Origin of the sequence: Cyanobium sp. L1E-Cus (assembly GCF_024345755.1) — a bacterium.
In the GTDB taxonomy this organism is placed as follows: Bacteria; Cyanobacteriota; Cyanobacteriia; order PCC-6307; family Cyanobiaceae; genus Cyanobium_A; species Cyanobium_A usitatum.
Window position 1 is genome coordinate 479,112 of sequence record NZ_JAGQBS010000002.1, and the last position, 24,717, is coordinate 503,828.

Sequence of the window (24,717 nt, forward strand, 5' to 3'; positions counted from 1 at the left end):
CTATCGATGATTCCAGTGTGCGCCTGCAGGCGCTAAACAGGGTCTTACGCCGCCACCTGGGTCCTGGCTAGCCCCTTGCCACCCGTCACCCTGCTGCACAGCGCCGACTGGCAGATCGGCAAGCCCTATGCCCGGGTCAGCGATCCAGACAAACGCGCACTGCTGCGCCAGGTGCGGCTCCAGGCAATCGGCCGTATCGCAACCCACGCCGCCGCCACAGCAGCTGACTTAGTAGTGGTAGCTGGGGATCTGTTCGACTCACCCACGCCTGGCGCAGCGGATGTAAGTGCCGTGTGTGCCGCCATCGGCACGATCCCTTGTGCCGTGCTGGTGATCCCCGGCAACCACGACCACGGTGCCCCAGGCAGCGTGTGGCATACGCCCTATTTCCAGGCTGAGCAGGGGCGCCGCGCCGCCAACCTGCAGGTGTTGCTGGAGGCCACACCCATCGAACTGGCAAGTGTGGTGGTGCTGCCCTGTCCACTACTGCGTCGCACTGATGCAAGCGATCCCTGCGGCTGGCTCAACGGCCTCAACTGGACTGAGCTGCCTAAAAACAAGCCCCGGTTGGTGCTCGCCCATGGCTCGGTTCACGGCTTTGGTGCCACCGACCTTGATGCCGCTGGCGAGCCAGACGACGACAACCCCGGCGATGCCAGCAACCGTTTGCGGCTTGAGGGGGCCTGGTTGGAGCATGTTGACTATGTGGCTTTAGGCGACTGGCACGGCCTCAAACGGGTATCGGAGAAGGTTTGGTACAGCGGCACCCCAGAAGCAGATCGCTTTCCCCGCAGCGCCGACTACCGCTGCGGCCAGGTGTTGCAGGTGCAGCTTGGGCGGGGCGTAGTGCCCCAGGTGACTCCCTTGGCCACCGGAGCGCTGAACTGGCATCCGATGCGCATCCAACTGCAGCAAGACAGCGACCTTGAGCGACTCGAAGCTCAGCTGGAACGCCTGCTTGGCGGGCGCATCGGCAGCGACCTGCTGCTGCTGGAGGTGGGCGGCAGCCTCAGCCTGGCTGGCCATCGCCGCTACGCGGAACTGTTGGAGCGCCTGGATGCCCAGCTGCTGCGACTGAAGCTGCGTGGTCGCTGTGAAGCGGCGCCCGGAGATGCCGAACTAGCCGAGCTAACCCAGCGTCCCGGCGATCCCCTGGTTGCCCGGGTTGCCCAAGAGCTGCATCGCTGCCTTAAGGCCCCTGGCGACGCCGACCCCACGGTGGTGCGTCTAGCCCTCAGCGAGCTGCACCAGACCGTGGCCCAGTTGCAGGTCTAAATATGCGCCTGCTCCACGCCACCCTGCGCCAGGTGCGCCTGCACCAGCAGCTCGAGCTTCAGTTTGATCCCCGCTTCACCCTGCTGGGCGGCCCCAATGAGGCGGGCAAGAGCACGGTGGTGGAAGCCCTGCACAAGGTGCTGTTCCTCAAGGCCACTGCCACGGGCCGGTCGGTAGACGAAATGCGCTCCCGCCTGCACAGCGGCCTGCCGGAGGTGGAGCTGGGCTTTGAGGCGGCCGGCGCCCGTTGGGAGCTACGCAAGCGCTTTTCCGGGGCAAGTGGCACCTGCCAGCTCAGCAGCGATGCGGGCCTGGCCCTGCGGGGGGCGGCGGCGGAGGAGCAGCTGGCCCGTCTACTGGGGGTGGATGGGCCAATCGAGGGCAGGCGCCACAGTCAGTTGCCGCTGCGCTGGGCCCACCTCTGGGTGCGCCAGGGGGAGGCCGGCACCAACCTGCTGGGCAGCCCCAGCGAGGCCTACGACGTTGAACAGCTGGTACAACAACTCCAGCAGCGGGGCGCGGCGGCCGCGGCCCTGGAATCCCCCCTCGACCGCCTGGTCAGCGAGCAGCTGCAGGCCCGGCTCGACCAGCAGTTCACGGCCACTGGCAAGGTGAAGGCTGGCTCCCCCCTGGCCGCGGCCCGCCAGCGCTGCTCAAGCGCCCTACTGAACCTGGAGCAAGCCCAAGCCCTCCAAGCTGAGCTGGAAGCGGCCATGGAGCAGCTGCGCCAAATAGGTCAAAGGCTGCAGTTGATCGAAGCCCAGGAGCGGCCGCAGCTGCAGCGGGCTCTCCAGCTGGAGGCCCAGGTGCGGCTGCGGCGAGCCCAGGTCGAGCCCCTGCGCCAGCAACTGAGCAATCTTGAGCAGGCCCAGGGGCAGCTGCAAGCGGTGCAGCGGCAGCTGGGCGAACTAGGGGCGCAGCAGCAGGACTGGCAGCTGCAACGCGCCAGCCGGCAAGAACAATTCCGCAGTTTGGAAGCCAATTGCCAAAGCTCAGAGCAGGCCTGCCAGGAGCTGAAAAACCAGCAGCAGCAACAGGTCGAGCGTCTAGAGCTGGCCCAGCAACTGCTCGATCTAGCCAACCTCGAGCGGGAAGGTCAGCAGCTCCTAGAGCATCAACAACAATTCCAGCGGCTCCAGCTCCAGGCGGAACAGTGCAAGCAGAGCCTTGCCCAGCTGGCCCCGATCGATGCCGCCGCTGTGAAGGCCCTGCGGCAGGCCGAACAGCAATGGGCCCAGGCCGAAGCCCGCAGCCAGGCCATGGCGACAGCGATCTGTTTGATTGAGGCGGATCAGCCCGTAAGCCTCGCCTGCCAGCCCCTATCCCCTGGAGAAACGGTTCAGCTCAATGGCAGCGCCGAGCTGGCGGTGGGCTGCGGGGTAAGGCTGCGAATCAGCCCTGGGGGAGGGGAGGCGACCGCCCAAGCTGCGGCTGCCCTGCAGCACAGCGGCGCCGCCCTGCGCGAGCTGCAGACCGCAATTGGCGTGGCCAACAGCGAAGCGGCAGAAGTGATTGCCCAGCAGCGCCAGGCCCTGGAGCTCGAGCTGGCCAACCTGCGCCAAGCGGCCAGCGCCATCCCCTGGAGTCGCTTGGAAGAGCAGATCGCCGCCCTTGAGCCGAGGCGTCAGCGCCTGCTCAGCCGGCTGGCACACCATCAATTGCAGCGCCAGAGCCTGGCCGAAAGCGGCGGGCTGCCCCAGGGGCGCGCGGAGCTCGAGGCCTGGATCGAGGAGCTGCGGCGACAAGCCAATGAGCTCAGTCAAAAGCAGCAGCAGGCCGAAGCCGAGCGCACAAGCTGGCGCCAGCAGCTGGAGCAGCAGCACCGAAGCAGCCAGGAGCTGGAGCGAAACCTCGAGCAACTCACGGGCTCCTTGAGCACCTTGGCGGAACGCCAACTAGCCCTACAAGCCAGTCACGGTGATGCGCAGCAACTAACTGATGCGGTGAACAGCAGCCGCCAGGCCCTGCTCATCCAAGAGGCGGAGTTGTCTGCCCTGGATAACGAACTGCTCGACAAGCTGCCAGCTGACGGCGCCATCGAGCAGCGCCTACGCCTGCTAGATAGCGAGAAAGACGCCCTGCTTACAAACCGCGGCCAAAACGAGCAACGCTGCCTCACTCTTAGCTCGGATGATCCAGCGGCATTAGTGGAACATCGCCAGGCCGCCTGGGAGTCGGCCCAGGCAGATCTGGAGGCGCTGGAGCTCCAAACCCAGGCATTGCAGATGTTGCAGAACCTGTTTCACCAGACCCGCCAGGATTTCTCCCAGCGCTACAGCGAACCGCTGGAGAAGGCCATTGGGTCCTACCTCCACTACCTGCAAAGCGGCAGGCACCAGGCAAGCCTGGACTTTGACCCCAAAAGTGGGTTTGGCAATTTCGAACTTCAGCAGGGCCAACACCGCTTTGGCTTCGAGCAGCTAAGTGGAGGCATGCGCGAACAATTAGCCGCCGCCCTGCGCTTGGCCATAGCGGAGGTGCTCCAACCCGCCTACGACGATTGCCTGCCGTTGATATTCGACGACGCCTTTGCCAACAGCGATCAACAGCGCCTGCAAGCACTGCAGCAGATGCTGCGCCGAGGGGCCAACCACGGCATGCAACTGATCCTGCTGTCCTGCAACCCGAATGACTATCAGGCGCTGGCTGCCGAGCTTGGCAGTGAAATCGCCCTAGCCGCCTGACCAGAGAGTCGTGGGCGGCAAGACAAAAAAACCCCGGACCAGCCGGGGGAAACAATTAACAGATGCTTAAGCAGCGTCAAATGGGGACGCGGCTATCACTCTTCGTCTTCGTCGGTGGCACCGGCGGGAATCAGGCGAATCTGCTTGCGGCCGAGCTTGATCTCGAACTCATCGCCGGGCTTGAGATCAAGCAGTGCCGTGTAGGCCTTGCCGATCAGCAGGTTGCCATTGCCTTGCACGGTAGCGATGTAGCTGAGTTTGCGGCCGCCCTTGCCAACCTTGCCAGCACCGCCAAGCTCAACGCCCTTGGCTTCAAGCAGGGCCTCATAGAAGGCAGTGAAATTAAGGCGCTCGCCGCCGTCCTTCTTATTGGAGACATAGCCGCAGGCCCGGACGATCTCCGACTTACCCACATCGCCAAGCTCTTTGACCTTGGCAAGCAGTTCTGATCCTGTGAGCATCGATTTAGGGGATTGGTGGGTGAATTGGCGGGGCTTAAGAGGTTAGCCCCTGGGAATTACATTCAGAATTTACACCATTAACTGCAGCTGCCAAGCTTTGCCAGGCAATTCAATGCCTAAACATTCAGCCCATTTCGATGCTGGCTGGCAGCGGTGATAGAAAGCAGGCTGAACCCAGCAACGGGATGGAAAACCTGCGGGTGCTGCATCCCGTCGATCTCGATCAAGTAGCAGCGGTGTATCACGACGCCGTGATCAGCCAGGCCAAAGGCCTTTATAGCCAAGCTCAGATTGCGGCATGGGCCAACCATGCCCACACCAGCAATGCTGTTCGCGAAGCCCTGCATAGGGGCTATGGCCTGGCCAGCTGCGCAGCCAACAACCAAAAAATTATTGAAGCTTTTGGGGTGCTGGATCCGCCGCAACGGCTATCGCTTCTCTATTGCCGCGGCAGAGCCTCCCGGCAGGGAAGGGGCCGACTAATCCTGCAGTCCCTTGAAAGCCACGCCTGGCAACAGGGGTGCCGCCAGTTGCACACCGAAGCGAGCCAGCTTTCCAAGCCGCTTTTACTCCAGCTCGGCTGGCAGATCGAGGCCGAAGAGAAGGTGATATTTGCTGGGGAATCCTTCCAGCGATGGCGGATGATCAAAGACCTGAGCCAGCAAAAAGAACGGGGCCGCGATGGCTGAAGCCCAATTGCAGCAATTTCTCGAGAAGGTTCGCCAGCTGAATGCCTTCGTGGCCCTCAGCGAGGCCGACCCATCCCTGCGCCAGGCCCTGCGGGACTGCAGCAATCACCACGCGGTTGTGGAACTAGCCCGCAGCCGGGGCTTCGAGATCGGTCGGCGCTGGGGTGAAACCGATCCCCCCCGTAAATCTGAAGCCAATCTCTTAGCTACTCCCTGCCCTCTTGAGGGACAGGAAATTAGTGTCGTTTTAGTGGATCAAAAAAACTGGCGACTTGAGCGGATCCACTCCTGCCTAGCAGCCAGTCCTGAGGGTTTTTGGTACGACCAAGAGGAACACGAGTGGGTAACCCTGCTCCAAGGCAGCGCCCTGCTTGAGCTAGACGGTGAGACGGTGCCTGTAGAGATCTGCCGAGGTGACAGCCTGCTGATTCCAGCCCACCAACGGCACCGTCTGCTTGCTACGGATCCTGCTCCGGGGACCGTATGGCTGGCCCTGTTCTGGCGGGAGGCTGGCGAATGTTGACGCTGCGAACCAGCCAGAACGACGCCGCTAGGGCGAGCACCGCAATACCCAACCCGCCTAAAAGCTCGGGCTTGTTTTCGGCCCCGGGGGGCAGCACGATCACCTTGCGAGCTACCGCAGTCATGGCTGTGAGCAACACCAGCTCGATCTGCACCACATGACGGCGCAGATAGGAGGTCACGTTTTGGAGCACCTCCACCGCAATTAGGAGGGTGAGCAGATCGCCCAAAACCGCATTTATCTTGCTGCTAAGCCAGGGCGTATCGGGCTGGAGCACCGACGCGATTACACCGATCGTTAACTGCACGGTGCCAGCCACCAACACCACCAGCAACACGAAGCCAAGCAGCTTGGCCAGGGATTGCTCGCTGCGATCGATCAGCTCGAGATAGGTGGCGTCTTGCCAGAGCCGGCGCAGTTTTCTGATCACGGTCTCCAGTTAATTCTTGAACTGCTCATAGATAGGTCGGGCTTGGGTGTCGCTGGGGGAGCTTTCCAGCTGGGTGTCACAAGTGATGGATCCATCCGCTGCTGTGACGCAATTTTTGGGCTTGACCTTGGTGGATGGCCCCACGGAACTGCCCGGGCCCAGAAGAAAACTTTCAGACTGGGCCAAGGCTGGAGCCATGGCGAGCAAGGTGCTGGCGGCAAGGGTTGCCAAACAAACGCCTGGGAGCTGCATCGAAGCAATAGCTGTTATTTCGCCACTCTGAACGGCCATGCTCAGGTTTGCTGGTCTTGGCGAATTTCCTGCAACAGCAGATCTAGCTGCCCCAGCGAAGCCTCCAACCCCATCCGACCCTCTCCCTCGCTCTGGCCCGCTCCATCTTCGTTTTGCCAGAGCTCCTCAACGCCACACAGCTGCTGGGCGAGGCCAGGCAAGCCGTCGCGGTTGTGAGTGCGTTGCAGCACCTCAAGCAGGACGGGCATCCGAATCGAAGCAGCTTGCAGAGCGCGCCTGAGATCCGCCTGGGTGCGTCCGGTGTGGCGCAGCCAGTCTTTGAGAAAGCTCTGCAGATCATCGAGCTCTGCACCTGTGAGGCTGGCCATCGCTATCAGCGGTTCAGGGGAAACCATTGATCCAGTCTGCGCTGGGCCCGCAACTGCACCGCCGGGGTGCGATGGCGACTGCACAAACCAAGCAACGCCGTAACGGCCACAAGATCGTCGCTGAAGCCCGCCGCAGGAATGAAATCTGGAATCAGATCTAGGGGCACCAGCAGGTAGGTGAGCGCGGCCAGCACGGTGAGTTTGGCTGGTGCAGGGGTCTGGGGGTCAAGCAACAGCTCCAGACACTCCAGGGCCGGCCTGGCCAGGGTGCGGCCAGCTCGGCGCAACAACTTGAGCAACACCACCTCATTCACCTCGGTGCTCTCCAACACCTGGGCATCAACGACGGGAGCATCCGTTGCGGAAGCATCCCCTGAGGTCGGATCTACGAACTCGGTCACGGCAGCACTGCAGCCAACCTGCTTATTCAAGGAGCAAACGACAGCTACTCGGCTTCAACCAAACCGCTATCGATGCCGGTTTTCCGCAATTTGCGCAGGGCCCGCTGCAGCACCTGGCGGCAATACTCCCGGCTGCAATCGAGCTGGCGGGCCACTTCAGCCAGGGTCCGCCATTCGTGGCTGCTATCGAGACCGAAGCGCTGCATCACCACCGTGAGCTCCTTGGGGGTGAGGTTGGCGCATTCGAGCAGGGTCCACACCGCGGCCGTGCGCTCGGCAAGCTCAACGCGCTCCATCGGCGGCAGCTCCGGGCTGGGCAACACATCAACCAGCTCAAAGGGATCAGACTTCGATTTCACCACCCCCTGCAGGCTCACGGTGATGCTGCGTAGTTCGCAGCCCAGCAAATCATCCACTGCCGCCTGGGGCAGATGCATCATCTGGGCCAACTGGGCTGGCCTAGGTGCAACTCCGTTGGCCTGGAGATAGCGAGCTTTGGCAGCACGCAATTTTGTGAGTTTTTCATTCACATTGACGGGAATGCGAATGGTGCGGCTCTGGGTGGATAGGGCGCGGGTTAGACCCTGTCGAATCCACCAATAGGCGTAAGTACTAAAGCGATGCCCGCGGCTGGGATCGTATTTCTCCACGGCGCGAGTGAGACCAAGGGTGCCCTCCTGGATTAGGTCCAGCAGCTCTAGGCCCTTGTTCTGGTAGCGCTTGGCCAGGTTGACCACCAGCCGCAGGTTGGCCGTGATCATTTGGTTTTTGGCCAGCTCACCGGCTTTGAGGGTGCAGCGCTCCAGATCATTGAAGTCGCAAGCAGGTCCCGAGCCACCGGCATCACGGCAGCGCTCCTGCAAAAGGGCCATGGCCTGCACCTTGCGACCCAAGGTGAGCTCCTGCTCGGGTGTCAACAACTGATGACGGCCAATTTCACCTAAAAAGACGCTCAAGGAGCTCGCCATGGATCACCTAAGCAATGAATTGAACCTAAGGGCAATCAGCAAGCAGAAACGGACTAACAGAAAAGCTTCCGACTTTCAAAATTCCCCTCAATTCCCGTGCTTGTTCAACTTTCACAATGGCTGCTGATTTCAGCTCCCTGTTGGGCAGGGCAGCAGGCAAGCTGATCGGCCGGTTACGGTTGCCAGGATTTGCCTACTACATATGCCTGGCTTGACTGCCATCCCCCCTGAAGTGCTCTCCCGCGCTGGGGTGGCCTACGTGCACTACGTGAGCTTCATGCTCTGTTTTGGCGCCTTGGTGCTTGAGCGGCGCTTGATCAAGCCAAATCCAAACAAGGCCGATGCCACCTTGATGGTGATCACCGATGTGGTGTATGGCCTGGCAGCCCTTGCCCTGCTGGTAAGCGGGATTCTGCGGGTTCTGTACTTCGGCCAGGGAAGCGAGTTTTATACGGAGAACCCCCTGTTCTGGTGGAAGGTTGGGCTCTATCTAGGGGTGGGAGGGCTGTCGCTGTACCCCACCATCACCTACATCCTCTGGGCTATCCCGCTGCGCAAGGGCGAGCTGCCCCAAGTAAGCGAAGCTCTCGCCACCCGTCTGGGCTGGATTCTCAATATCGAGTTGGTGGGCTTTGCCCTTGTGCCCCTACTAGCCACCTTGATGGCCCGCGGCGTCGGCCTGCCTGCCTGATGCTGCGGCGATTAAGCCGGCGATTAAATCGAGCGAGTTTGCCGGCTTGCGGCCTAGTGCTTTTTCTGGCGCTTTTTCCAGCCAGGGCATTGACAGCCGAAGCAGCTGGGGGTGATTACCGCCAGCGGCTAGTGCCCACACCCCACGGCTGGCCCAAACGTCAACATTGGTGCGTGTGGATCGAGCCGGCCGCAGCCGACGGGCCTGCCGCCCGCTGGGATCAGCTTTGGCTGCAAGCCGTGGAAGCGGCGCTGGCAAGCTGGGCTGAATTGGTCACGATTCACCGCAGCGAAAGCAGGGAATCGGCCCAAGTACAGATATTGAGGCGCCGGCCACCTCTGCAGCGGGGCCGGTCCAGCCATGGCCGCGCCGAGCTAGCTCTGGCGACGAACAAGCCAGGCGACCCCGCCAAAATCGAGCCGCGGGTACTGGTGAGCATCAGCCCTGGGCAGCGACCGGACGCCATCCAGGCGACGGCCCTGCACGAACTTGGCCACGCCTTCGGGATGTGGGGACACAGTGATCACCCCCAAGACGCTATGGCGGGCGTGCCCGGGCCAACCCCCGTGCTGCAACTCACAGCCCGGGATCGGGCCACTTTTATGTGGCTGCAACAGCAGCCCGGTCTTCCAGGCAGCGACGCAACTGCAGCCGGGGACCGGATCGGCTGCCATTAATTGCGCAATGTTGCGCATTGTCAAGTTGTCTGATAATTCAACGAATCTTTTAAAGAGCGCTTGAAAAAACTTATACGTTGCTCGCCTTGAGGATTTTTCACCCCTGTGCCCTTGCCCGTTCTGGCCACCAAGCCACTCACCAACAGCGCTCGTGTCAGCAGCTTTCTGGCCGCCGGTGAGGAAAGCCCCCGCCAGATCGACACCACTTGCCTGGTGCGGAATCCGGCAGCCACCGATGCCTTGATTGAGCAGGCCTACCGCCAGATCTACTTTCACGCCTTCAAAGTGGACCGTGATGCGGTGCTGGAATCCCAGCTGCGCTCCGGTCAGATCAGCACCCGCGACTTCATCCGCCAACTCCTGCTCTCGGAGAAGTTTCAGAGGGATTTTTATCGCTGCAATAGCAATTACAGGGTGGTGGAACAGGTGGTGGGTCGGGTATTTGGCCGACCGGTGCATGGCCAAGCTGAACAGATCGCCTGGTCGATCGTGATCGCCGAGCAGGGGCTGCCCAAGTTTGTTGACGCACTACTGAATTCCGACGAATACCGCGACAACTTCGGCGACAACCTGGTGCCTTTTCAGCGCTCGCGGGTACTTCCCGGCCAGGACGTAGGCACCATGCCCTTCAACCAGCAAGCCCCCCGATACGACTCCTACTGGCGTGAGGCAATGGCCAGGCGCGCGCCCACTGGAGGATTAAACCCCTGGACAGACGGCGGCGGCTGGGCCCGCCCAGCCTGGCTGGAAGGCCAGCCCACACCAAGGGTCCAAGCTATCTGGCAATACACCGTGGCAACTGGAGGCTTCGTGCTTACCGGCCTGGTGATCTGGATTGCTGCGGCCATGCTCAGCACAGGCTGAGGCGGCCCTCAGTCCCGCCGGGGCGCGCCGCGGCGGGCGGCCAGCACCTGCTGCACCTGCCGCCAGCTGACTCCGTGGTGGGCAAGGGCTACCTGCAGGTGGAAGACGATATCGGCCGCTTCAGCGGCGATCTCGGCGGCGTTGTCGTCCTTGCAGGCCATCACGAATTCGGCGCTCTCCTCCCCGATCTTCTTGAGGATGCGGTTGTCGCCCCCCTCCAACAATTTGTTGGTGTAGCTGCCGGGCTCGGGAAGGTCGCGGCGCCCTTCGATCACCCGCATCAGTTCGGTGCAGACATCTGCCGGCGGCTGAGCGGCCGATGGCCCCCCGGCCGTGGGCTCGGGACCGTTGTCGTAGAAGCAGCTGCGGGCACCGGTGTGGCAGGCCACATCGCCGCTCTGCTCAATGCTGAGCAGCAGCACGTCGGCGTCACAGTCGTAGCGCAGGTCCTTGAGCTGCTGGATGTGGCCGCTGGTGGCACCCTTGTGCCATAGCTCCTGGCGCGAGCGGCTCCAGTAGTGCACCTCGCCGCTGGCGAGGGTGCGCTCGATCGCCTGCTGGTTCATCCAGGCCACCATCAACACGGCGCCATCGAGCCAGTCCTGGGCGACAGCGGGGATCAAACCAGCTTCGTTGAAGCGCAAGGCCCCAATGAATTGAGGGTCTGGGGGCTGAAATACTGCTGACAAGGCCCTTGCGCTGCTGCTGTCCCGATCCTCACCCATGCCCACTCCGGCCTACAGCTGCAGTAAAACCTTCAGCGGTTATCCCTGTTGCCATCGCCAATGGCGCCACCAGGGCCACTGCCGCTTCGTGCATGGTTACAGCCGCAGTTTTAGCTTCTGGTTTCAGGCCAATGAACTCGACGACTGTGGCTTTGTGGTGGATTTTTCCAGCCTGAAAGAGCTCGAAGCACGGCTGGCAGATCAATTCGACCACACCTTTCTGGCCAATGCCGATGACCCCCTCCTCTCCACCTGGCGCCAGCTGCACGACCAGGGCGCCCTCGACCTGCGCGTGATGGCCAATGTGGGCATGGAGGCCAGCGCCGAGCTGGTGTGGGGCTGGGCCAACGAACTGCTGCACGGCCGCGACAGCGGCCGCAGCTGCTGCTGGAAGGTGGAGGCGAGGGAAAACGAGAAAAATGCCGCCTGTTTTGAAGCCCTGCCCGGGTGGTTCAAACCCTGACATCAAGCCAGCAATGACTGGGCCAGGGGCGCGGGGCTCCTATCTTGCGCCTCAATGATCCGCCACCGCCCGATGGGCCGCTTGCTCCTCCTACTAACTGCTGCCCTGTTGCTGCCCACTACTGCCCTGGCTGAGCCCACTCGAAGTAGTGGTGGAGTTCAGGCCCTTTACCCCACTAAAGCCGCGGCCGAAAAAGCAGCCAAGCATTTCCACTGCACCGGAGCGCACCAGATGGGCGATCAATGGATGCCCTGCACCAAACACACCGATGGCTCTGGCAGCCATACGCCGGCCCACTGATGGCCAAGTGCGGCGACAAACCCAAACTGCTGGCCATCGGCATCGCCCCCCAGGGCATCATCTCGATCGGCATCGTGCCAATGGGGGTCGTGAGCATTGGGGTCGTGCCGATGGGCTTGCTGAGCCTCGGTGCCGTGGGCATGGGGGTGATCAATATCTGCGTGGTGGGCATGGGCATCGTTGTGGCTGGCGTCAACGTGATGGGCATCTGGAACGCCGGAGCTAGCTCCCCCCACCAGCACCACCAAGCGGCCACCAGAACCCATTCCCCAAACCTCTACGCCTACCCAAGCAAGCAGGAAGCCCTGATCAAAGCCAAACAGCTGGGCTGCAACGGCGTCCATGCGATGGGTTCGCTGTGGATGCCCTGCGCCCCCCATCCCGAGCTCGAGCCACCCCCAGCTGCGCAAAGCCGAAGACCCTGAATCAGCATCCATGATGTCCATCCCTGCGGGTTGCTCTTGGCACAGCTGGCCACCGCCTGGGCGATTTTTCAGGGTCTGCTGCTCGAAGCCCTGCCGTTTCTGCTGATTGGCGTCGGTATCGCCAGCCTGGCCCGCTGGCTGGCCCCTGGAGGTGCCTGGCTGCGGCAGTTGCCCGCCCACCCCCTGCTGGGGCCCCTCACCGGTGCCGCCCTTGGCTTTGCCCTACCCGCTTGTGAATGCGGCAACGTGCCGGTGGCACGGCGGCTGCTGGCCGGTGGTGCCCCGGTTGGCACGGCCCTGGGCTTTTTGTTTGCCGCGCCGGTGCTGAATCCAATCGTGCTGGCCAGCACCTGGGCAGCCTTCCCCAACCAGCCCTGGCTGCTGGCGGCCCGCCCCGGAGCAGCCCTGCTGCTGGCGGTGCTGCTGGCCACGGTGCTGCGCCTGCTGCCCGAGGCCGAATTACTAGATCCAGTGCTGCTCGAAGAACGGCGGCTGAGCCAGCCCTTGGCCCAGGTGGGGCTGCTGGAACGTCGCAGCGGGCTTGTAGGTGCCATCGGCGCCAAGGTGCAGCCCGTCCAGGTGGCGCGGCCGCCCTTGCAGGAGGTGCTCCAGCACGGCAGCCGCGAATTTCTCGATCTGGCCGCCCTGCTGGTGCTGGGTTGTGCCATCGCCGCCACGGTGCAAACCTTGCTGCCGCGCAACTGGCTGCTGGCGGTGGGGGGAGCACCAACCATCTCTGTGCTGAGCCTGATGCTGCTGGCGGTGGTGGTTTCGGTTTGCTCCAGCGTTGATGCCTTCCTCGCCCTGGGCTTCGCTGCCCAGGTCACCCCGGGAGCGCTGCTGGCCTTTCTGGTGCTGGGCCCGGTGGTCGACCTGAAGCTGCTGGGACTGTTCCGGGTGCTGTTTAAGCCCAAGGCCATCGCCCTCACCAGTGCCGCCGCAGCGGTGGCCGTGCTGGTGCTGGGGCAATGGGTCAATTTGCTGCTGCTGTGATGCGCGCCTTCGCCCTGGGGCTCTGGGGAGCCGTGCTGCTGCAAAGCAGCCTCAGCGGCAGGCTGGATCTCTTGCTCAGCGGCGTTTTCCACCCACTGGTGGCGCTGAGCGGTGTGGCATTGCTGCTGCTGGCGGGCCTGCTGCTGGCTGAACTGGCGCTAAGGGGCCGGGAAAGTCCAGCCCCATCGCGACGCCAAGCCATCCCCAAAACCTGGTGGCTGAGCGCCGCAGTGGCTTTGCTGGTATTAGCGATTCCCCCCAACCCCTCCTTCAGCACCCTGGCCGCCAACCGGCCCGCCGAGCTGGGCGATGAGACTGAGCTGAGCTTCGTGCTGCCGCCAGCCCAGCGCAGCCTCACCGATTGGGTGCGCTTGCTACGCAGCCAACCCGACCCCAGCCTCTACGCGGGTGATCCCGTGCGGATCAGCGGCTTTGTCTTGCCCCAGCCAGGTGAGCCCCCCCAGCTGGCCAGGCTGCTGGTGCGCTGTTGCCTCGCCGATGCCACCCCGGTGGGCCTGCCGGTGCGCTGGCCGGCGGGCCGGATGCCCCGGGCGGATCAATGGCTGGCGGTGGAAGGCACCATGGCTATTGAAGAACGCAACGGCCAGAGCCGCAGCGTGGTAGTAGCGCAGCGAATCACTCCGATTGCCCGGCCCAAGCGCCCCCTGGAACCATGACGGCAACGGGGCAACGGATCACGTTGGTGCTGGCGGCAGGACTCGCCCTGGCCTTGCTGCAGCAACAACTACTGCTACGACGCCCACCACGACTGCTGGAGCTGGAATCCAGCAGCGCCAGCTCCGGTCCAGCAGCCCTGGACCTGCGCTTCAGCCGACCGATGCGCAGATCCAGCCTGGTGGGCTCCAGCAGCCTGCAACCCCAGCTGGCCTGGATGTGGCTGGGGGAAAGCAACCCCCTGCGCCTGCTACTGCTTCCAGGCCAAACCATCCCCGGACCATTGCGGTTGCTGCTGGCAGGGGTCGACCGCCGCAACCTGCCCCTGGGCCGCCAGCAGTGGCACTGGGACCCCCGGCCGCGCTTGCTGGCGGTGGTGCCCGTGGCCGGCGGCGAACAGCTGCAGCTGCAACGGCGCGATGGCAGCTGGCAGGCGCTGACCCCGGTGTGGCCGCAGCTGGCCCAAGTGCAGCCCCTCGGCAACGGTGCCGGTGTGGCCGTGCTCAGTGGTGATGGCATGGGCAGCCACCGTCTCTGGCTGCTGCCGCTGCAGCAACACAACCTGGTGCGCGAACCGCGGCGCCTCTCGGAACCGGTGGCGGGTGGGCTTCAACCCCTAGACGACGCAGCCCTGCTGTTTGCCCACCTGAGCAGCAACCGACGCGGCGACCTGCTGGTGCAATCGTCCACCACCGCCCTGGATCCGGGGAGCACCAGTGTGCGTACCGCCCAGGGGCGCCAATGGCCCCTGCCCCACTCTGCTTCTGGCCCCATGCAGCTGCTCCCCGAGGGAGGCGGGGTGGTGGTGCCTGAGCTTGAAGGCCTCACCCTGCACAACCTGCCGGGGCAACCCCGACGGCGCCAGCTGCTGCCTGGCAGTAGGGAGCTCAGCAGTTTCTGCCCCGTGAGCGGCCGCGCCCTGCTGGTGCGGCACTGGCCCGACTACCGGCGCTCCCTTGAGCTGGTGGAGCCGGGCCAACCGCCGCGGCAGCTTTGGATCGGCAGCGAAGCCGTCCTGGCCAGCGCCTGCGACCGGGGTGGGGATCGGGTCTGGCTGGTAGTGAGCAACTGGGCGCAGGGATCCCAGCCCCTGATTCTGGCCCTCGATCGCCGCGGCCAACTGCTCAAGCAACGCTCCTTGAAGGGCTGGGAGGTGGAGCCGGGAGCGCCGATGTTGTTTGATCCCACCCGCCAGCAGCTGCTGCTCACCCTGCGCTCTGGCAGCCACGCCAAGCCGGTGCTGGTAGATGGCAGCAGCCTCAGCCTGCAACCCCTGGCCAAGCAGGTGCGCCTGGCCCTGTGGCTACCCGCTGGCTGATAGACGCCGGTGCTGCAGGGAGGCCAGGGGCAGCAGGCCCATGCACAGCACACCGATCAAGGGACCGGGCGGCAGGTTCACAGCTGGCTGGATCGCCAACAGAAAGCCGCCACCGCTGATCCCCATACCCACCAGGGCTGAGCGCCAGAGGGCTTGGCGCAGGCTGGCGGCTCCAGCCAAAGCCACTAGGGCCGGAGCACCCATCAAGGCAATCACCAGAACCACCCCCACAGCGGTCATGGCGCTCACCACCGTGAAGGCAGTCACCAGGGTGAGCAGCAGCCGCAGCCGCTGCACCGGCAAACCAGCACTGGCGGCGCCGAGGGGATCCACCCCCAGATACACGTAGTGGTGATAGCGCCAGGCGAGCAGCAGCAGCACTGCCACCAGGGCCAGCAGGCTGCGCAGCAGGTCGGCAGGAGCGGCGGCCAGCAGATCGCCAAACAGCACCGCCTCCAGATCGACCCGGATGTGCAGCAGGGGAATCAACAGCACCCCTAAACCGAGAAAGCCAGCCAGCACGGTGTTGAGCACCGCCTCATCGCCCCCTTCCCCAGAACGATCACCACGGCTGAGCCGCTCCGCCAACAGGGCACCGGCTAGGCCGCTGATCACCCCACCGAGGCCCGGATCAAGCCGCAGGGCCAGCGCCAGGGCCAAACCCGGCAACACCGCGTGCGACACGAGATTTGCCAGGAACAGGCGCCGCTGCACCAGCAGCAAGGTGCCGGCCAATGGGCAGAGGCCGCCGATCACCAGCGCCAGCACCAGGGGCAGCAGCCACCAAAGAGTCTCCATAGGATCAGCGCACTACGCCCCAGCCACTCTGGCCATGCCCACCCAGGTTGCCGCGTCAAGCGACCGCCAGCAGCTGCTGCTTACGGCGTTGCGCCAAGCCGACCGGGAACTCTCCGGCCAGGACCTGCACGCCCTGCTGCGCCAAGGCTCCCAGCCCATGGGGCTGGCTACGGTATACCGCCACCTGCGCCAGCTGCAGCAGCGGGGCTGGATCCGCTGCCGCCACCTGCCCAGCGGCGAGGCTCTGTTCGCCCCCACAGAGCGCGACGAACACCACCTCACCTGTGTCGACTGCGGCGCCACGGTGGTTCTTAATAACTGCCCCATGCACGACGTGCACCTAGACGGCGGCCAGAGCGCAGGCTTCCAGCTGCTATTTCACACCCTGGAATTTTTCGGGCTCTGCGGAAGCTGTCAACAGCGCCAGGCCAGCTAGCGCCAGCCCAGCTAGCAGCAGCAGGCCATCAACCGCAGCAGTGGTTGCCTACCCGCAGGTCGCCGAGGGCCTGGCGCACCTGCTGGGGGCTGCCGTCGGCGAGCAGGGAGCGATCGAGCACCAGCACCCTGTCGTAGGCGTCGAGGTCGCGGCCCCAGTCGTGGCTGCTCACCAGCAGGGTGAGACCGGCATCGCGCAGCTGGCCCATCACCTTGAGCAGCTGGGTGCGTGAAGGGGGGTCGATGGCAGCGCAGGGCTCATCCAGCAACAGCAGCCTGGCTGGCTGCACCAGGGTGCGGGCCAGCAGGGCTCGCTGCTGCTGGCCACCGGACAACTGATCCAGGCGCCGGCCCGCCAACCCGGCCAGGCCCACCCGCTGCAGGGCGGCTTCCACATCGCAGCAGCCAGGACGCTTGGCGGCCATCCGCCCCAGGGCCACCAACTCCCGCACAGTGATCGGAAAGTGCCAGGCGATCTCCCCCCGCTGGGGCATCAAGGCCAACTGCTGCCGCGCCAGGGCCAAGGTGAGGGGCACCCCATCGAGCCGGATCGAACCGCTCTCGATTGGCAGCTGACCCTCAATGGCCTGCAGGAGGGTGCTTTTGCCAGCGCCGTTGGGGCCCACCAGGGCGGTGAGCGTGCCGGGCTCGAGCTCAAAAGCCACACCGTCGAGAGCCAGCTCGCCGCCGCGGCGCACCCGCAGCTCACTCACCTCAAGCGACACGCAACACCATCAGGGCAACCGCAAACCTAACGACGGTCGCGCACCAGAACCCGCGCTCCCAGCACGGCAAACACCGACACCGCCGCCGTGACCCCGAGGTCTCCGCCGATCCCCGCCAATCGCGGAGCGAAGCTGAAGCTCAGCAGGGCGAACAGCAGGCCCATCGCCAGCAGCAGGGGCACCGGACGCGGGGCGAGCTGCTCTGGAGCTGTCATGCCGACGAAACTGGCGCCCAGCCAGGCATCACTCAGGGGCACCGGCTCCAGCTGGAGGGCAGCTGGCAGAGCCCCCAGCAGGATGGCCAGCAGCATCGAGGGCAGGGCCGAGCCGAGCACCACACCCAGGCCCAAGCGGTAGCTGAGGGCGTGGGTCACCAGCGGAGACAGCAGTGACAGGATCAGCACCAAGCTGCGCTCGACGGCAGTGAAGGGATGCAGGCTGGCGCCCGAGCCCATCGCGCCAGCAGCCACGGCCAGGCCCATGACGCCAACCACCCCCAGGAATGCGGTGGTGCCGAGCTTGCCGCCGATGCCGCTCCAGCTGTCGCTCAGAACCGACAACACCAGCCCAGCTAGGCCCCCTGCCAGAACAACCCAGGCCGGATGGCCCAGCACCAGCTGGGAGGTCATGCCGGCAAAGGCTCCGCAATACACCGGGGCTGCCACCCCTTGCCAGCGGTGCCTGGATCGGCCTGCAGCCTCCAGCGCTCCACCGGCCACCCCAACCAGGGCGGTGGCCAGCACCACCGAGGCAGAGGCGCCGCGCGTCAGGGCCAGCACCCCGAGGGCGGCCAGGGCCGCCAGGGCCACTGCTGGCCACTGAACCCTGCCGGCAGGGCCATGGCCGCCATGCCGCAGAAAACCAACCAGCACCACCACGCCCAGCAGAGCCCACACCAGCAGCAGCGCCACGGGCGCCCCCAGTACAAAGCCATCCAGATAGAAGACGAGCAGCACTCCGGCCATCAGCAAGGCGTGAGGCCTGGTCATGGCGGGGGGAACGCAAACCCGTGGATTCTGCGTGGCCCACAGTCCCCGCACCTTCAACAACAACCCATGCACCATCAGCAGCCACCCCAGCACCAGCCGCGGGCAGCCGGTACAACTTGAGAACCATTATCATTCAACAAACTTTGGGCCTGGCTGGTCTGTCTCTGTGACGCACCGATCGCACACGCCACTCCGCCTCACCGTTGCTCTGGCGCTGCCTCTGGCCGGGGCTCTGGCCCTGGCCGGCTGCGGATCCACCCCACCCGCCGAAGTGATCGCCGGCGATGGCGTGCTCTGTGACATCACCCAGCGCCTAGCCGCAGACGACCTGCGGGTGCGCTGCCTCTTGCAACCGGGAGATGACCCGCACCAGTTCCGGCTGACACCGCAGCAGAGCCGCGACCTCAGCCAGGCCCAGCTGGTGCTAATCAATGGGTATGGCCTCACCCCCTCCTTGGCCGAGCAGAGCAAGGCGGTGGCGGTGGCCGAGCGGGCCGTCCCGGGGAGCCCCGAACTCAAAGTGCTGCAGGACAGCCAAGGCGACCACCAGGAGGAAGGGCACGCCGCTGGCCACGCCCACGCCGATCTCCACGATCACGGCGATCGGGATCCCCACGTTTGGCACGACCCCGGCCAGGCCAGCGCCATGGTGCAGCTGGTGGCCAAGCAGCTCGAGCAGCTCAAACCCGCTGCCAGCCCCCGCATCACCGCCCGGGCCAGGGCGATGACGACCGTGCTCGGCCAGCTCGACCGCTGGAACCGCCAACAGTTTTCCACCATCCCCGTGGCCCGGCCCCTGGCCAGCGGGCACCGCGCCTTCGCCAGCCTGGCGCGGGCCTACGGGCTCCAGGAGCTGCCCCTTGTCGACTCCATGAGCAGCAGCGACAACCTGCGGCCCCAGGCCTTCCAGTCCGTGGTGCAGCAGCTCAAGCAGGAGCAGGTTCCGATGCTGTTCAGCGAACAACTGCCGCCCAGCAAGGCCCTGCAGCGCATCAGCTCCCTCAGCGGCGTTCCCCTTTCAGCCGAGCCCTTGGTGGCCGACGGCCTGGCTCCAGCGGGCGATGGCTCCGCCAGCAGCCTGGTGGCCACCCTCAGCGCCAACACCTGCCTGATCGTGAACGGCCTTCAGGGCCGCTGTGACCGGGCCAGCCAACAGGCCCTGATCCAAAGCTGGCAGGCGATTCACTGAAACAAGGGGACAACAAGGGCGGAAGCGTGGATCGCGACCGGATCGCGACTTGATCAAAACATGAATGAGAACCGTTATCATTCCTGGAGCGTCCCTCGTGGCGGCCTCCACAAGCCTGGGTAATCAACGGAATGGCATCGATCCGACAACTAATGGCTGCACCGGCAGTCCTGGGCCTGCTGACGCCTAACGCGGCTGCAGCAGCCGAGCTCAACCTTGAGCGCGTCAACCATTACGCGCGCAGCCAGGAGCAAGTCACCAGCATCAGCCAATTCACCGATCTGCGCCCCACCGACTGGGCGTACCAGGCCCTCAGCAACTTGGTCGAGCGTTACGGCTGCGTGGCCGGCTACCCCAACGGCACCTTCAGAGGTGGGCAGGCCATGACCCGCTTTGAGGCCGCCGCCCTGCTTAACGCCTGTCTCGATCGCGTCACTGAAGTCACCGACGAGCTCAAGCGCCTGATGGCGGAGTTCGAGAAGGAACTCGCCATCCTCAAGGGCCGCGTCGATGGCCTCGAGGCCAAGGCTGGGGAACTGGAAGCCAGTCAGTTCTCCACCACCACCAAGCTCTCCGGCCTGGCCACCTTTGTGGTGGGTGGGGTGAGCAACAACCCCGCCGGTGAGCAGGTCACGTTCAACTACGACCTGCAGCTCAACCTCGACACCAGCTTCAGCGGCAAGGATCTGCTGCGCACGGTGCTGCGGGCTGGCAACTTCGATGGCGATCGCAATGCCTTCGGTGGCGGCCTCTCCACCCTGGAGATCGCCTTCCAGGAGGAGGGCGGCCCCGACATGGTGGGCATCGACAAGCTCTTCTACCAGTTCCCGCTTGGGCAGTCTCCGATCGGTGGTCAGTTCACCGCCACGATCGGCGGCCGGGTGGGCCAGGAGGACATGCTCGCCCTCTGGCCCAGCGCCTATCCCAGCGACACCATCCTCAACGTGCTCACCCTCAATGGGGCGCCACTGGCCTACAACAAAAACCTCGGCCCCGGTTTTGGCCTCTGGTGGCAAGACAACGGCTGGAGTGTGAGCGCTAACTACGTGGCGGCCAACGGGGCCGATTCCTCCCAGGGCCTATTCAGCAGCACTTCAGCAGGCACCAGCACCGTGCAGCTGGGCTACGGCCAGGAAAACTGGGGCCTCGCAGCGATCTACTCCTATATAGAGGCAGGCGTGGGTGTGCCGGGTGCCACCCCCTTCATCACCACCCAGATCGAAGAGAACGACGTCAACACCAATGCCTTTGGCATCAGCGGCTTCTGGCAGCCGGCCAAGAGCGGCTGGATCCCCTCGCTCAGCGCTGGTTACGGCGTCAACGGCAGCTCCGGCTCAGACCTGCGCACCAGCCAGTCGTGGATGGTGGGCCTGCAATGGAGCGATGTGCTGGCTGAGGGCAACAGCTTTGGCATGGGAGTGGGCCAACCCGCCTTTGCAACCGCCACCCGCAATGGGGCTGCCAGCGAATCCGGCGTATGGGCTTGGGAGTGGTGGTATCAGTGGCAGCTCACCGACGCCATCTCCGTGACCCCGGCAATCTTCGTGCTCAACAACCCTGGCGGGAATGGGGGCGGGGCCAATCAATTCGGTGCCCTGATCAAAACCAGCTTCCAGTTCTGAGCCGAGCCAACCCCTGCCCAATGGATTGCGGCAACGGGTTCCTAGTGTCATCACAGCCAAGCCATGCCCCACTCCATGACCGCCAGTGCCACCCCCACGGGCCTGCCCGTGACAATCCTCACCGGCTTTCTGGGGGCGGGTAAGACCACCCTGCTCAACCACATTCTCAGCAATCAGCAGGGGGTCAAAACCGCCGTGCTGGTCAATGAATTCGGTGAAATCGGCATCGACAACGACCTGATTGTTGCCACCGGCGAAGACATGGTGGAGCTGAGCAACGGCTGCATCTGCTGCTCAATCAACGGCGAACTGCTCGAGGCGGTGTATCGCATCCTGGAGCGCCCCGATCCGGTGGACTATCTGGTGGTGGAGACCACCGGCCTGGCCGATCCCCTGCCGGTGGCCATGACCTTCCTCGGCAGCGACCTGCGAGATACCACCAGGCTCGACTCGATCATCACCCTGGTAGACGCCGAGAACTTCAGCGACGAGCTGCTGGAGGGTGAAGTGGCCCGGGCCCAGATCGTTTACAGCGACATGCTGTTGCTAAACAAATGCGACTTGGTAGCTGAGGAGCGGCTGGCTGCCCTGGAGGCCCAGTTGCGGGAGATCAAGACCGATGCCCGCATCCTGCGCTCGGTGAAGGGCGAAGTGCCCCTGCCGCTACTGCTCAGCGTGGGACTGTTCGAAAGCGACAAAATTGTTGCCCAGCAGCAGCTCAGCGCCGAGCCAGACCACAGCTCCTGCGATCACGACCACGGCCACTGCGAACACGAGCACCACGATCACGATCATCACGATCACAAGCACGATCACCACGACCACAATCATCACAAGCACGATCACGCGGCTCACCCCGACCACGCCGCCATCGAGGGATTCACCTCGTTGTCGTTTGCGGCGGAGGGGCCCTTCGCCCTACGCAAGTTTCAGAACTTTCTCGACAACCAGCTGCCAGCCGAAGTGTTTCGCGCCAAGGGGATCCTCTGGTTCAACGAAAGTGAGCGCCGCCATGTGTTCCACCTGGCTGGCAAGCGCTTCTCGATCGACGATTCCGACTGGCCAGAGGGCTCAGGACGCAAGAACCAGATCGTGCTGATCGGTAAAAATCTCGACCACGCCCTGTTGCGCCGGCAACTGCAGGTGTGCGTTGCCAAAGATTCCGGCAAGGGCTTCGCTTGAACGGGATACTGACTCAGAGGATTCAGCCAGTTTCATGATGTCCACCACCCTGCGCCAACTGGCCCCAGCCGCCGCCGCTGGCTTGGCCCTCAGCTTGTTGTCGACCCTGCCAGCAGGTGCCCATGGCTTGGCAGGCGCTGGCCTGGCCGCAGGAGCAAGCCACCCGCTGCTTGGGCTAGACCACTTGCTGTTACTGCTTGGCGTTGGAGGCGCTGCCGCCTTGGCAGGCCCATCCCTATTGCTGGTGGCCCTGGCTGCAGCGATTTCTGGCGGCTTGTATGGGGCCTTAGGGGGCAACCTGCCAGGAGCTGAGGTGTTAGCAGCCTTGATGGTGTCTGGTCTTGGCCTAGCGCTGGCTGCACGCCAGGGCCAGCTGCTGGCCGTAGTGCTGGCAGGAGGAGTGGTTATTCACGCCATGCTGCATGGCCAGGAAGCCACAGGCAGCAGCGCAGACCTGCTGGGCTGGTGGCTAGGGGCAAGTCTCAGCTCAGCGGCCGTGGTGGGTGCAAGTTTCGCCGTGATTCGCCAACTAGCCCCCAGCTGGGGGCGGCGCTTGGCAGGTGCTCTCTGCATCGGCGGAGCGCTGCTAGCACTTGCGCAGTTGGCGTGAGAACCGTCCTAAGCGGACACTTTTGTTACACAAGCACCTTGCTGAGCTAGCTACGCTTATCAAAGCGAAATCAAACGCCATGGCCGAGCTAATCCTTTTCTCCGGCGTTGTCGCCTTGTTTGGCTTGGCTTTTTGGCTCGCCACTGATTCAGATGATGATAACGGTGGTGGTGGCCTGATGCAGCCCGTGCTGGTCCCAGTGCGCGTCAGGCACAACCGGTGACATTGACTACATCATTCTGAATCAATAGTCTTCACAAGCATCGGCTCAATCCAATAGAAATATGGCAAGTTGGGTCCCCAGTGGACATCAACTAACTTCTGTTGTGAGGAGTCCATGAATCAGTTCCATCGCCTATTGCTGGCCCCTGCAATTTTTGGCGTAGTTTTGCCAACCTTGGCGACCCCTGAGACCGCCGTTGCCAATGAAATCTCGTCGCTGAATGGCAGGGAGGCAATCAACAACTACATGGAGCAACAAGAAATTGACGAGCTCAAGGCTTGGCGCTCGCGCAACCAGGTCACCAGCGTCAACCAATTTTCCGACGTAAGGCCTACCGACTGGGCATACCAAGCACTTACCAACTTGGTTGAAAAGTACGGCTGCGTGGCCGGCTATCCCAATGGCACCTACAAAGGTGGCCAAGCCATGACCCGCTTCGAAGCGGCGGCCCTCTTAAATGCCTGCCTCGACCGTGTCACCGAAGTGACCGACGAGCTGCAGAGGTTGATGGAAGAATTCAAGAAGGAACTAACGGTGCTGAAGGGCCGCGTCGACGGACTTGAGGCCAAGGTGGGCAGCCTGGAAGCCCAGCAGTTTTCCACCACCACCAAGCTCAAGGGCGAGGTGAACTTCATCCTGGGAGGAGTACCCGACTACAACTCGGACACGAAGGTGGGAACTCCTCCCGTTGCTGTTGGCAGGCAGGATCGCGCCACCTTCAATTATGACCTGCGCCTGAATCTGGACACCAGCTTCACCGGCAAGGACCTGCTCAGAACCCGCCTGCGCTCTGGGAATTTCACGGCCTTCAGCCCCTTCAACGCTGGAGACAGTCTGTTCAAGTTGGACAAGGCCTCCAGCACTAATGCGGGAGCATCAGGCGTTGGTGGCATCGATACGTTGTCGATCGATCGCCTCTATTACCAGTTCCCGGTGGGCAAGCAATTCACGCTTACCGCCGGTGCCCTGGTGCGCAACACTGAAATTCTCGCCTTCATCCCCACCGCCTACCGCTCCCAGCTGCTCGATTTCTTTGCCGTGGCTGGCACCCCTGGTGCATACAACAAAGTGACCGGCCAGGGATTTGGCGCTGTTTGGAAGCAACAGGTAGCGAAAGGGAAGGGCTTCTGGAACGCCTCGCTCAACTACATCGCCCAGGATGGTGAGATTTCAAACGAGGGCATCTTCGACAGCGATGGCAGCCTCAACACCACGGCCCAGATCGGCTACAAGGCCCCCAACTGGGGAGCAGCCATCGCCTACCGCAACGGCACCACCGGCACCCGCACCATCAATGCCAACGGCAAAGCAAACAGCAACCTGAGCTCTGGCCAGAGCTCCAACAGCTTCTCCGTAGCTGGCTACTGGCAGCCCCTTGAAAGCGGCATCATCCCCTCGATCAGCGCTGGTTATGGCTTCACTGATATATCCGGGGGCGTAGCTGGAGCCGCCGATTCCCAGTCCTGGTACGTCGGCTTGCAGTGGGATGATGCCTTCGTTAGGGGCAACATCGCCGGTGTGGCAATTGGCCAGAACCCCAGTGCTGGAAGCGGTGTAGATGATCCCCTCTCTCTTGAGCTCTTCTACAAGTTCCAGGTAACTGACAACATCTCAATCACTCCAGGGCTCTTCTATATCACCAACAGTTCTAACCAGGTGAATGACAAAGATCTCTGGGGTGGAGTGATTCAAACCCAGTTCCGCTTCTGATCTAGAAGCAAATCCACCTTGGGCGTAGCAATAGTTACGTCCAAGGCTTGCA

At 63.6% G+C, this 24,717-nt stretch carries 28 protein-coding genes; 19 read left to right on the forward strand and 9 right to left on the reverse strand.

The window, feature by feature from the left end; genetic code table 11:
• Positions 1-75 precede the first annotated feature (75 nt).
• Both KBZ22_RS02610 and KBZ22_RS02615 read left to right on the forward strand, forming a co-directional pair.
• On the forward strand, positions 76-1,275 hold the full coding sequence (locus KBZ22_RS02610; protein ID WP_255020891.1) for a metallophosphoesterase: 1,200 nt from the start codon (positions 76-78) through the stop codon (positions 1,273-1,275).
• A 2-nt stretch (positions 1,276-1,277) separates the two neighbouring features.
• The gene (locus KBZ22_RS02615) at positions 1,278-3,959 is read left to right on the forward strand and encodes an AAA family ATPase (RefSeq protein ID WP_255020892.1); all 2,682 of its coding nucleotides are present in this window, start codon (positions 1,278-1,280) and stop codon (positions 3,957-3,959) included.
• 95 nt (positions 3,960-4,054) lie between these two features.
• Here KBZ22_RS02615 and KBZ22_RS02620 read toward each other — a convergent pair whose 3' ends face one another.
• A complete protein-coding gene (locus tag KBZ22_RS02620) occupies positions 4,055-4,420 on the reverse strand; it encodes an AbrB family transcriptional regulator (RefSeq protein WP_106502848.1) in 366 nt (121 codons plus the stop codon).
• A 137-nt stretch (positions 4,421-4,557) separates the two neighbouring features.
• Here KBZ22_RS02620 and KBZ22_RS02625 point away from each other — a divergent pair, with 137 nt between their 5' ends.
• Positions 4,558-5,109: a GNAT family N-acetyltransferase gene (locus tag KBZ22_RS02625; protein WP_254941780.1), complete on the forward strand. Its 552-nt coding sequence runs from the start codon at positions 4,558-4,560 to the stop codon at positions 5,107-5,109.
• Entirely contained in the window at positions 5,102-5,632 is a 531-nt protein-coding gene (locus tag KBZ22_RS02630; RefSeq protein WP_255020893.1) for a Nif11 domain/cupin domain-containing protein, read from the forward strand. The genes KBZ22_RS02625 and KBZ22_RS02630 overlap by 8 nt, the downstream gene beginning before the upstream one ends.
• On the opposite strand, the gene KBZ22_RS02635 is transcribed toward KBZ22_RS02630, so the two are convergent.
• The 4 genes from KBZ22_RS02635 to KBZ22_RS02650 all read right to left on the reverse strand — a co-directional run bounded on the left by KBZ22_RS02635 (position 5,568) and on the right by KBZ22_RS02650 (position 8,051).
• Positions 5,568-6,062 carry a phosphate-starvation-inducible PsiE family protein gene (locus KBZ22_RS02635; protein WP_315858589.1) on the reverse strand — a complete coding sequence of 165 codons (495 nt, stop codon included), beginning with the start codon at positions 6,060-6,062 and terminating at the stop codon, positions 5,568-5,570. The genes KBZ22_RS02630 and KBZ22_RS02635 overlap by 65 nt on opposite strands.
• A gap of 293 nt (positions 6,063-6,355) precedes the next feature.
• Entirely contained in the window at positions 6,356-6,709 is a 354-nt protein-coding gene (locus KBZ22_RS02640; RefSeq protein WP_396111523.1) for a hypothetical protein, read from the reverse strand.
• The gene (locus KBZ22_RS02645; RefSeq protein WP_254941783.1) at positions 6,688-7,083 is read right to left on the reverse strand and encodes a DUF1232 domain-containing protein; all 396 of its coding nucleotides are present in this window, start codon (positions 7,081-7,083) and stop codon (positions 6,688-6,690) included. The genes KBZ22_RS02640 and KBZ22_RS02645 overlap by 22 nt, the downstream gene beginning before the upstream one ends.
• A gap of 44 nt (positions 7,084-7,127) precedes the next feature.
• Positions 7,128-8,051, reverse strand: a complete 924-nt coding sequence (locus KBZ22_RS02650) for a sigma-70 family RNA polymerase sigma factor (protein WP_254959625.1) — start codon at positions 8,049-8,051, stop codon at positions 7,128-7,130.
• A 202-nt stretch (positions 8,052-8,253) separates the two neighbouring features.
• Between KBZ22_RS02650 and KBZ22_RS02655 the strand changes: the two genes are divergently transcribed.
• From KBZ22_RS02655 to KBZ22_RS02665, 3 genes are all read left to right on the forward strand, one after another.
• On the forward strand, positions 8,254-8,742 hold the full coding sequence (locus KBZ22_RS02655; RefSeq protein WP_255020894.1) for a DUF2214 family protein: 489 nt from the start codon (positions 8,254-8,256) through the stop codon (positions 8,740-8,742).
• An 89-nt stretch (positions 8,743-8,831) separates the two neighbouring features.
• Positions 8,832-9,419 (forward strand): peptidase, encoded by a 588-nt coding sequence (locus KBZ22_RS02660; protein ID WP_255020895.1) that lies wholly within the window; start codon positions 8,832-8,834, stop codon positions 9,417-9,419.
• 105 nt (positions 9,420-9,524) lie between these two features.
• Positions 9,525-10,283, forward strand: coding sequence for a phycobilisome rod-core linker polypeptide (locus KBZ22_RS02665; RefSeq protein ID WP_255020896.1), 759 nt, complete (start codon positions 9,525-9,527; stop codon positions 10,281-10,283).
• Positions 10,284-10,291: 8 nt separating this feature from the next.
• Here KBZ22_RS02665 and hisIE read toward each other — a convergent pair whose 3' ends face one another.
• Positions 10,292-11,008 (reverse strand): bifunctional phosphoribosyl-AMP cyclohydrolase/phosphoribosyl-ATP diphosphatase HisIE, encoded by a 717-nt coding sequence (gene hisIE / locus KBZ22_RS02670; RefSeq protein WP_255020897.1) that lies wholly within the window; start codon positions 11,006-11,008, stop codon positions 10,292-10,294.
• Here hisIE and KBZ22_RS02675 point away from each other — a divergent pair.
• From KBZ22_RS02675 to KBZ22_RS02700, 6 genes are all read left to right on the forward strand, one after another.
• Positions 11,007-11,471, forward strand: a complete 465-nt coding sequence (locus KBZ22_RS02675; protein WP_255020898.1) for a 6-carboxytetrahydropterin synthase — start codon at positions 11,007-11,009, stop codon at positions 11,469-11,471. The genes hisIE and KBZ22_RS02675 overlap by 2 nt on opposite strands.
• 72 nt (positions 11,472-11,543) lie before the next feature.
• On the forward strand, positions 11,544-11,771 hold the full coding sequence (locus tag KBZ22_RS02680; protein WP_254941788.1) for a DUF3721 domain-containing protein: 228 nt from the start codon (positions 11,544-11,546) through the stop codon (positions 11,769-11,771).
• Positions 11,771-12,196, forward strand: coding sequence for a hypothetical protein (locus KBZ22_RS02685; protein ID WP_255020899.1), 426 nt, complete (start codon positions 11,771-11,773; stop codon positions 12,194-12,196). The genes KBZ22_RS02680 and KBZ22_RS02685 overlap by 1 nt, the downstream gene beginning before the upstream one ends.
• A gap of 36 nt (positions 12,197-12,232) precedes the next feature.
• Complete coding sequence (locus KBZ22_RS02690; protein ID WP_255020900.1) at positions 12,233-13,189, forward strand: permease; 957 nt, start codon at positions 12,233-12,235, stop codon at positions 13,187-13,189.
• Positions 13,189-13,866 carry a TIGR03943 family putative permease subunit gene (locus KBZ22_RS02695; protein ID WP_255020901.1) on the forward strand — a complete coding sequence of 226 codons (678 nt, stop codon included), beginning with the start codon at positions 13,189-13,191 and terminating at the stop codon, positions 13,864-13,866. The genes KBZ22_RS02690 and KBZ22_RS02695 overlap by 1 nt, the downstream gene beginning before the upstream one ends.
• Positions 13,863-15,182: a hypothetical protein gene (locus tag KBZ22_RS02700; RefSeq protein ID WP_255020902.1), complete on the forward strand. Its 1,320-nt coding sequence runs from the start codon at positions 13,863-13,865 to the stop codon at positions 15,180-15,182. Before KBZ22_RS02695 ends, KBZ22_RS02700 begins: the two co-directional genes overlap by 4 nt.
• Here KBZ22_RS02700 and KBZ22_RS02705 read toward each other — a convergent pair.
• Positions 15,168-15,980, reverse strand: coding sequence for a metal ABC transporter permease (locus KBZ22_RS02705; protein ID WP_254941793.1), 813 nt, complete (start codon positions 15,978-15,980; stop codon positions 15,168-15,170). The two genes, KBZ22_RS02700 and KBZ22_RS02705, sit on opposite strands and share 15 nt — an antisense overlap.
• Positions 15,981-16,014: 34 nt before the next feature.
• On the opposite strand from KBZ22_RS02705, the gene KBZ22_RS02710 reads away from it, so the two are divergent.
• Positions 16,015-16,416, forward strand: coding sequence for a transcriptional repressor (locus tag KBZ22_RS02710; RefSeq protein ID WP_254930000.1), 402 nt, complete (start codon positions 16,015-16,017; stop codon positions 16,414-16,416).
• Positions 16,417-16,444: 28 nt separating this feature from the next.
• Here the strand turns inward: KBZ22_RS02710 and KBZ22_RS02715 are convergent, their stop codons facing one another.
• Both KBZ22_RS02715 and KBZ22_RS02720 read right to left on the reverse strand, forming a co-directional pair.
• Positions 16,445-17,140 (reverse strand): metal ABC transporter ATP-binding protein, encoded by a 696-nt coding sequence (locus KBZ22_RS02715; RefSeq protein ID WP_254929999.1) that lies wholly within the window; start codon positions 17,138-17,140, stop codon positions 16,445-16,447.
• A gap of 26 nt (positions 17,141-17,166) precedes the next feature.
• The gene (locus tag KBZ22_RS02720) at positions 17,167-18,129 is read right to left on the reverse strand and encodes a hypothetical protein (protein ID WP_255020903.1); all 963 of its coding nucleotides are present in this window, start codon (positions 18,127-18,129) and stop codon (positions 17,167-17,169) included.
• A 166-nt stretch (positions 18,130-18,295) separates the two neighbouring features.
• On the opposite strand from KBZ22_RS02720, the gene KBZ22_RS02725 reads away from it, so the two are divergent.
• The 5 genes from KBZ22_RS02725 (at position 18,296) to KBZ22_RS02745 (ending at position 24,665) form a co-directional block, all read left to right on the forward strand.
• Positions 18,296-19,318 (forward strand): metal ABC transporter substrate-binding protein, encoded by a 1,023-nt coding sequence (locus tag KBZ22_RS02725; protein ID WP_255020904.1) that lies wholly within the window; start codon positions 18,296-18,298, stop codon positions 19,316-19,318.
• Positions 19,319-19,470: 152 nt separating this feature from the next.
• Complete coding sequence (locus KBZ22_RS02730; protein ID WP_255020905.1) at positions 19,471-20,940, forward strand: iron uptake porin; 1,470 nt, start codon at positions 19,471-19,473, stop codon at positions 20,938-20,940.
• A 63-nt stretch (positions 20,941-21,003) separates the two neighbouring features.
• Complete coding sequence (locus tag KBZ22_RS02735; RefSeq protein ID WP_255020906.1) at positions 21,004-22,122, forward strand: GTP-binding protein; 1,119 nt, start codon at positions 21,004-21,006, stop codon at positions 22,120-22,122.
• A 37-nt stretch (positions 22,123-22,159) separates the two neighbouring features.
• Positions 22,160-22,732 (forward strand): HupE/UreJ family protein, encoded by a 573-nt coding sequence (locus KBZ22_RS02740; RefSeq protein WP_255020907.1) that lies wholly within the window; start codon positions 22,160-22,162, stop codon positions 22,730-22,732.
• A 337-nt stretch (positions 22,733-23,069) separates the two neighbouring features.
• Complete coding sequence (locus KBZ22_RS02745) at positions 23,070-24,665, forward strand: iron uptake porin (protein ID WP_255020908.1); 1,596 nt, start codon at positions 23,070-23,072, stop codon at positions 24,663-24,665.
• Positions 24,666-24,717 lie beyond the last annotated feature (52 nt).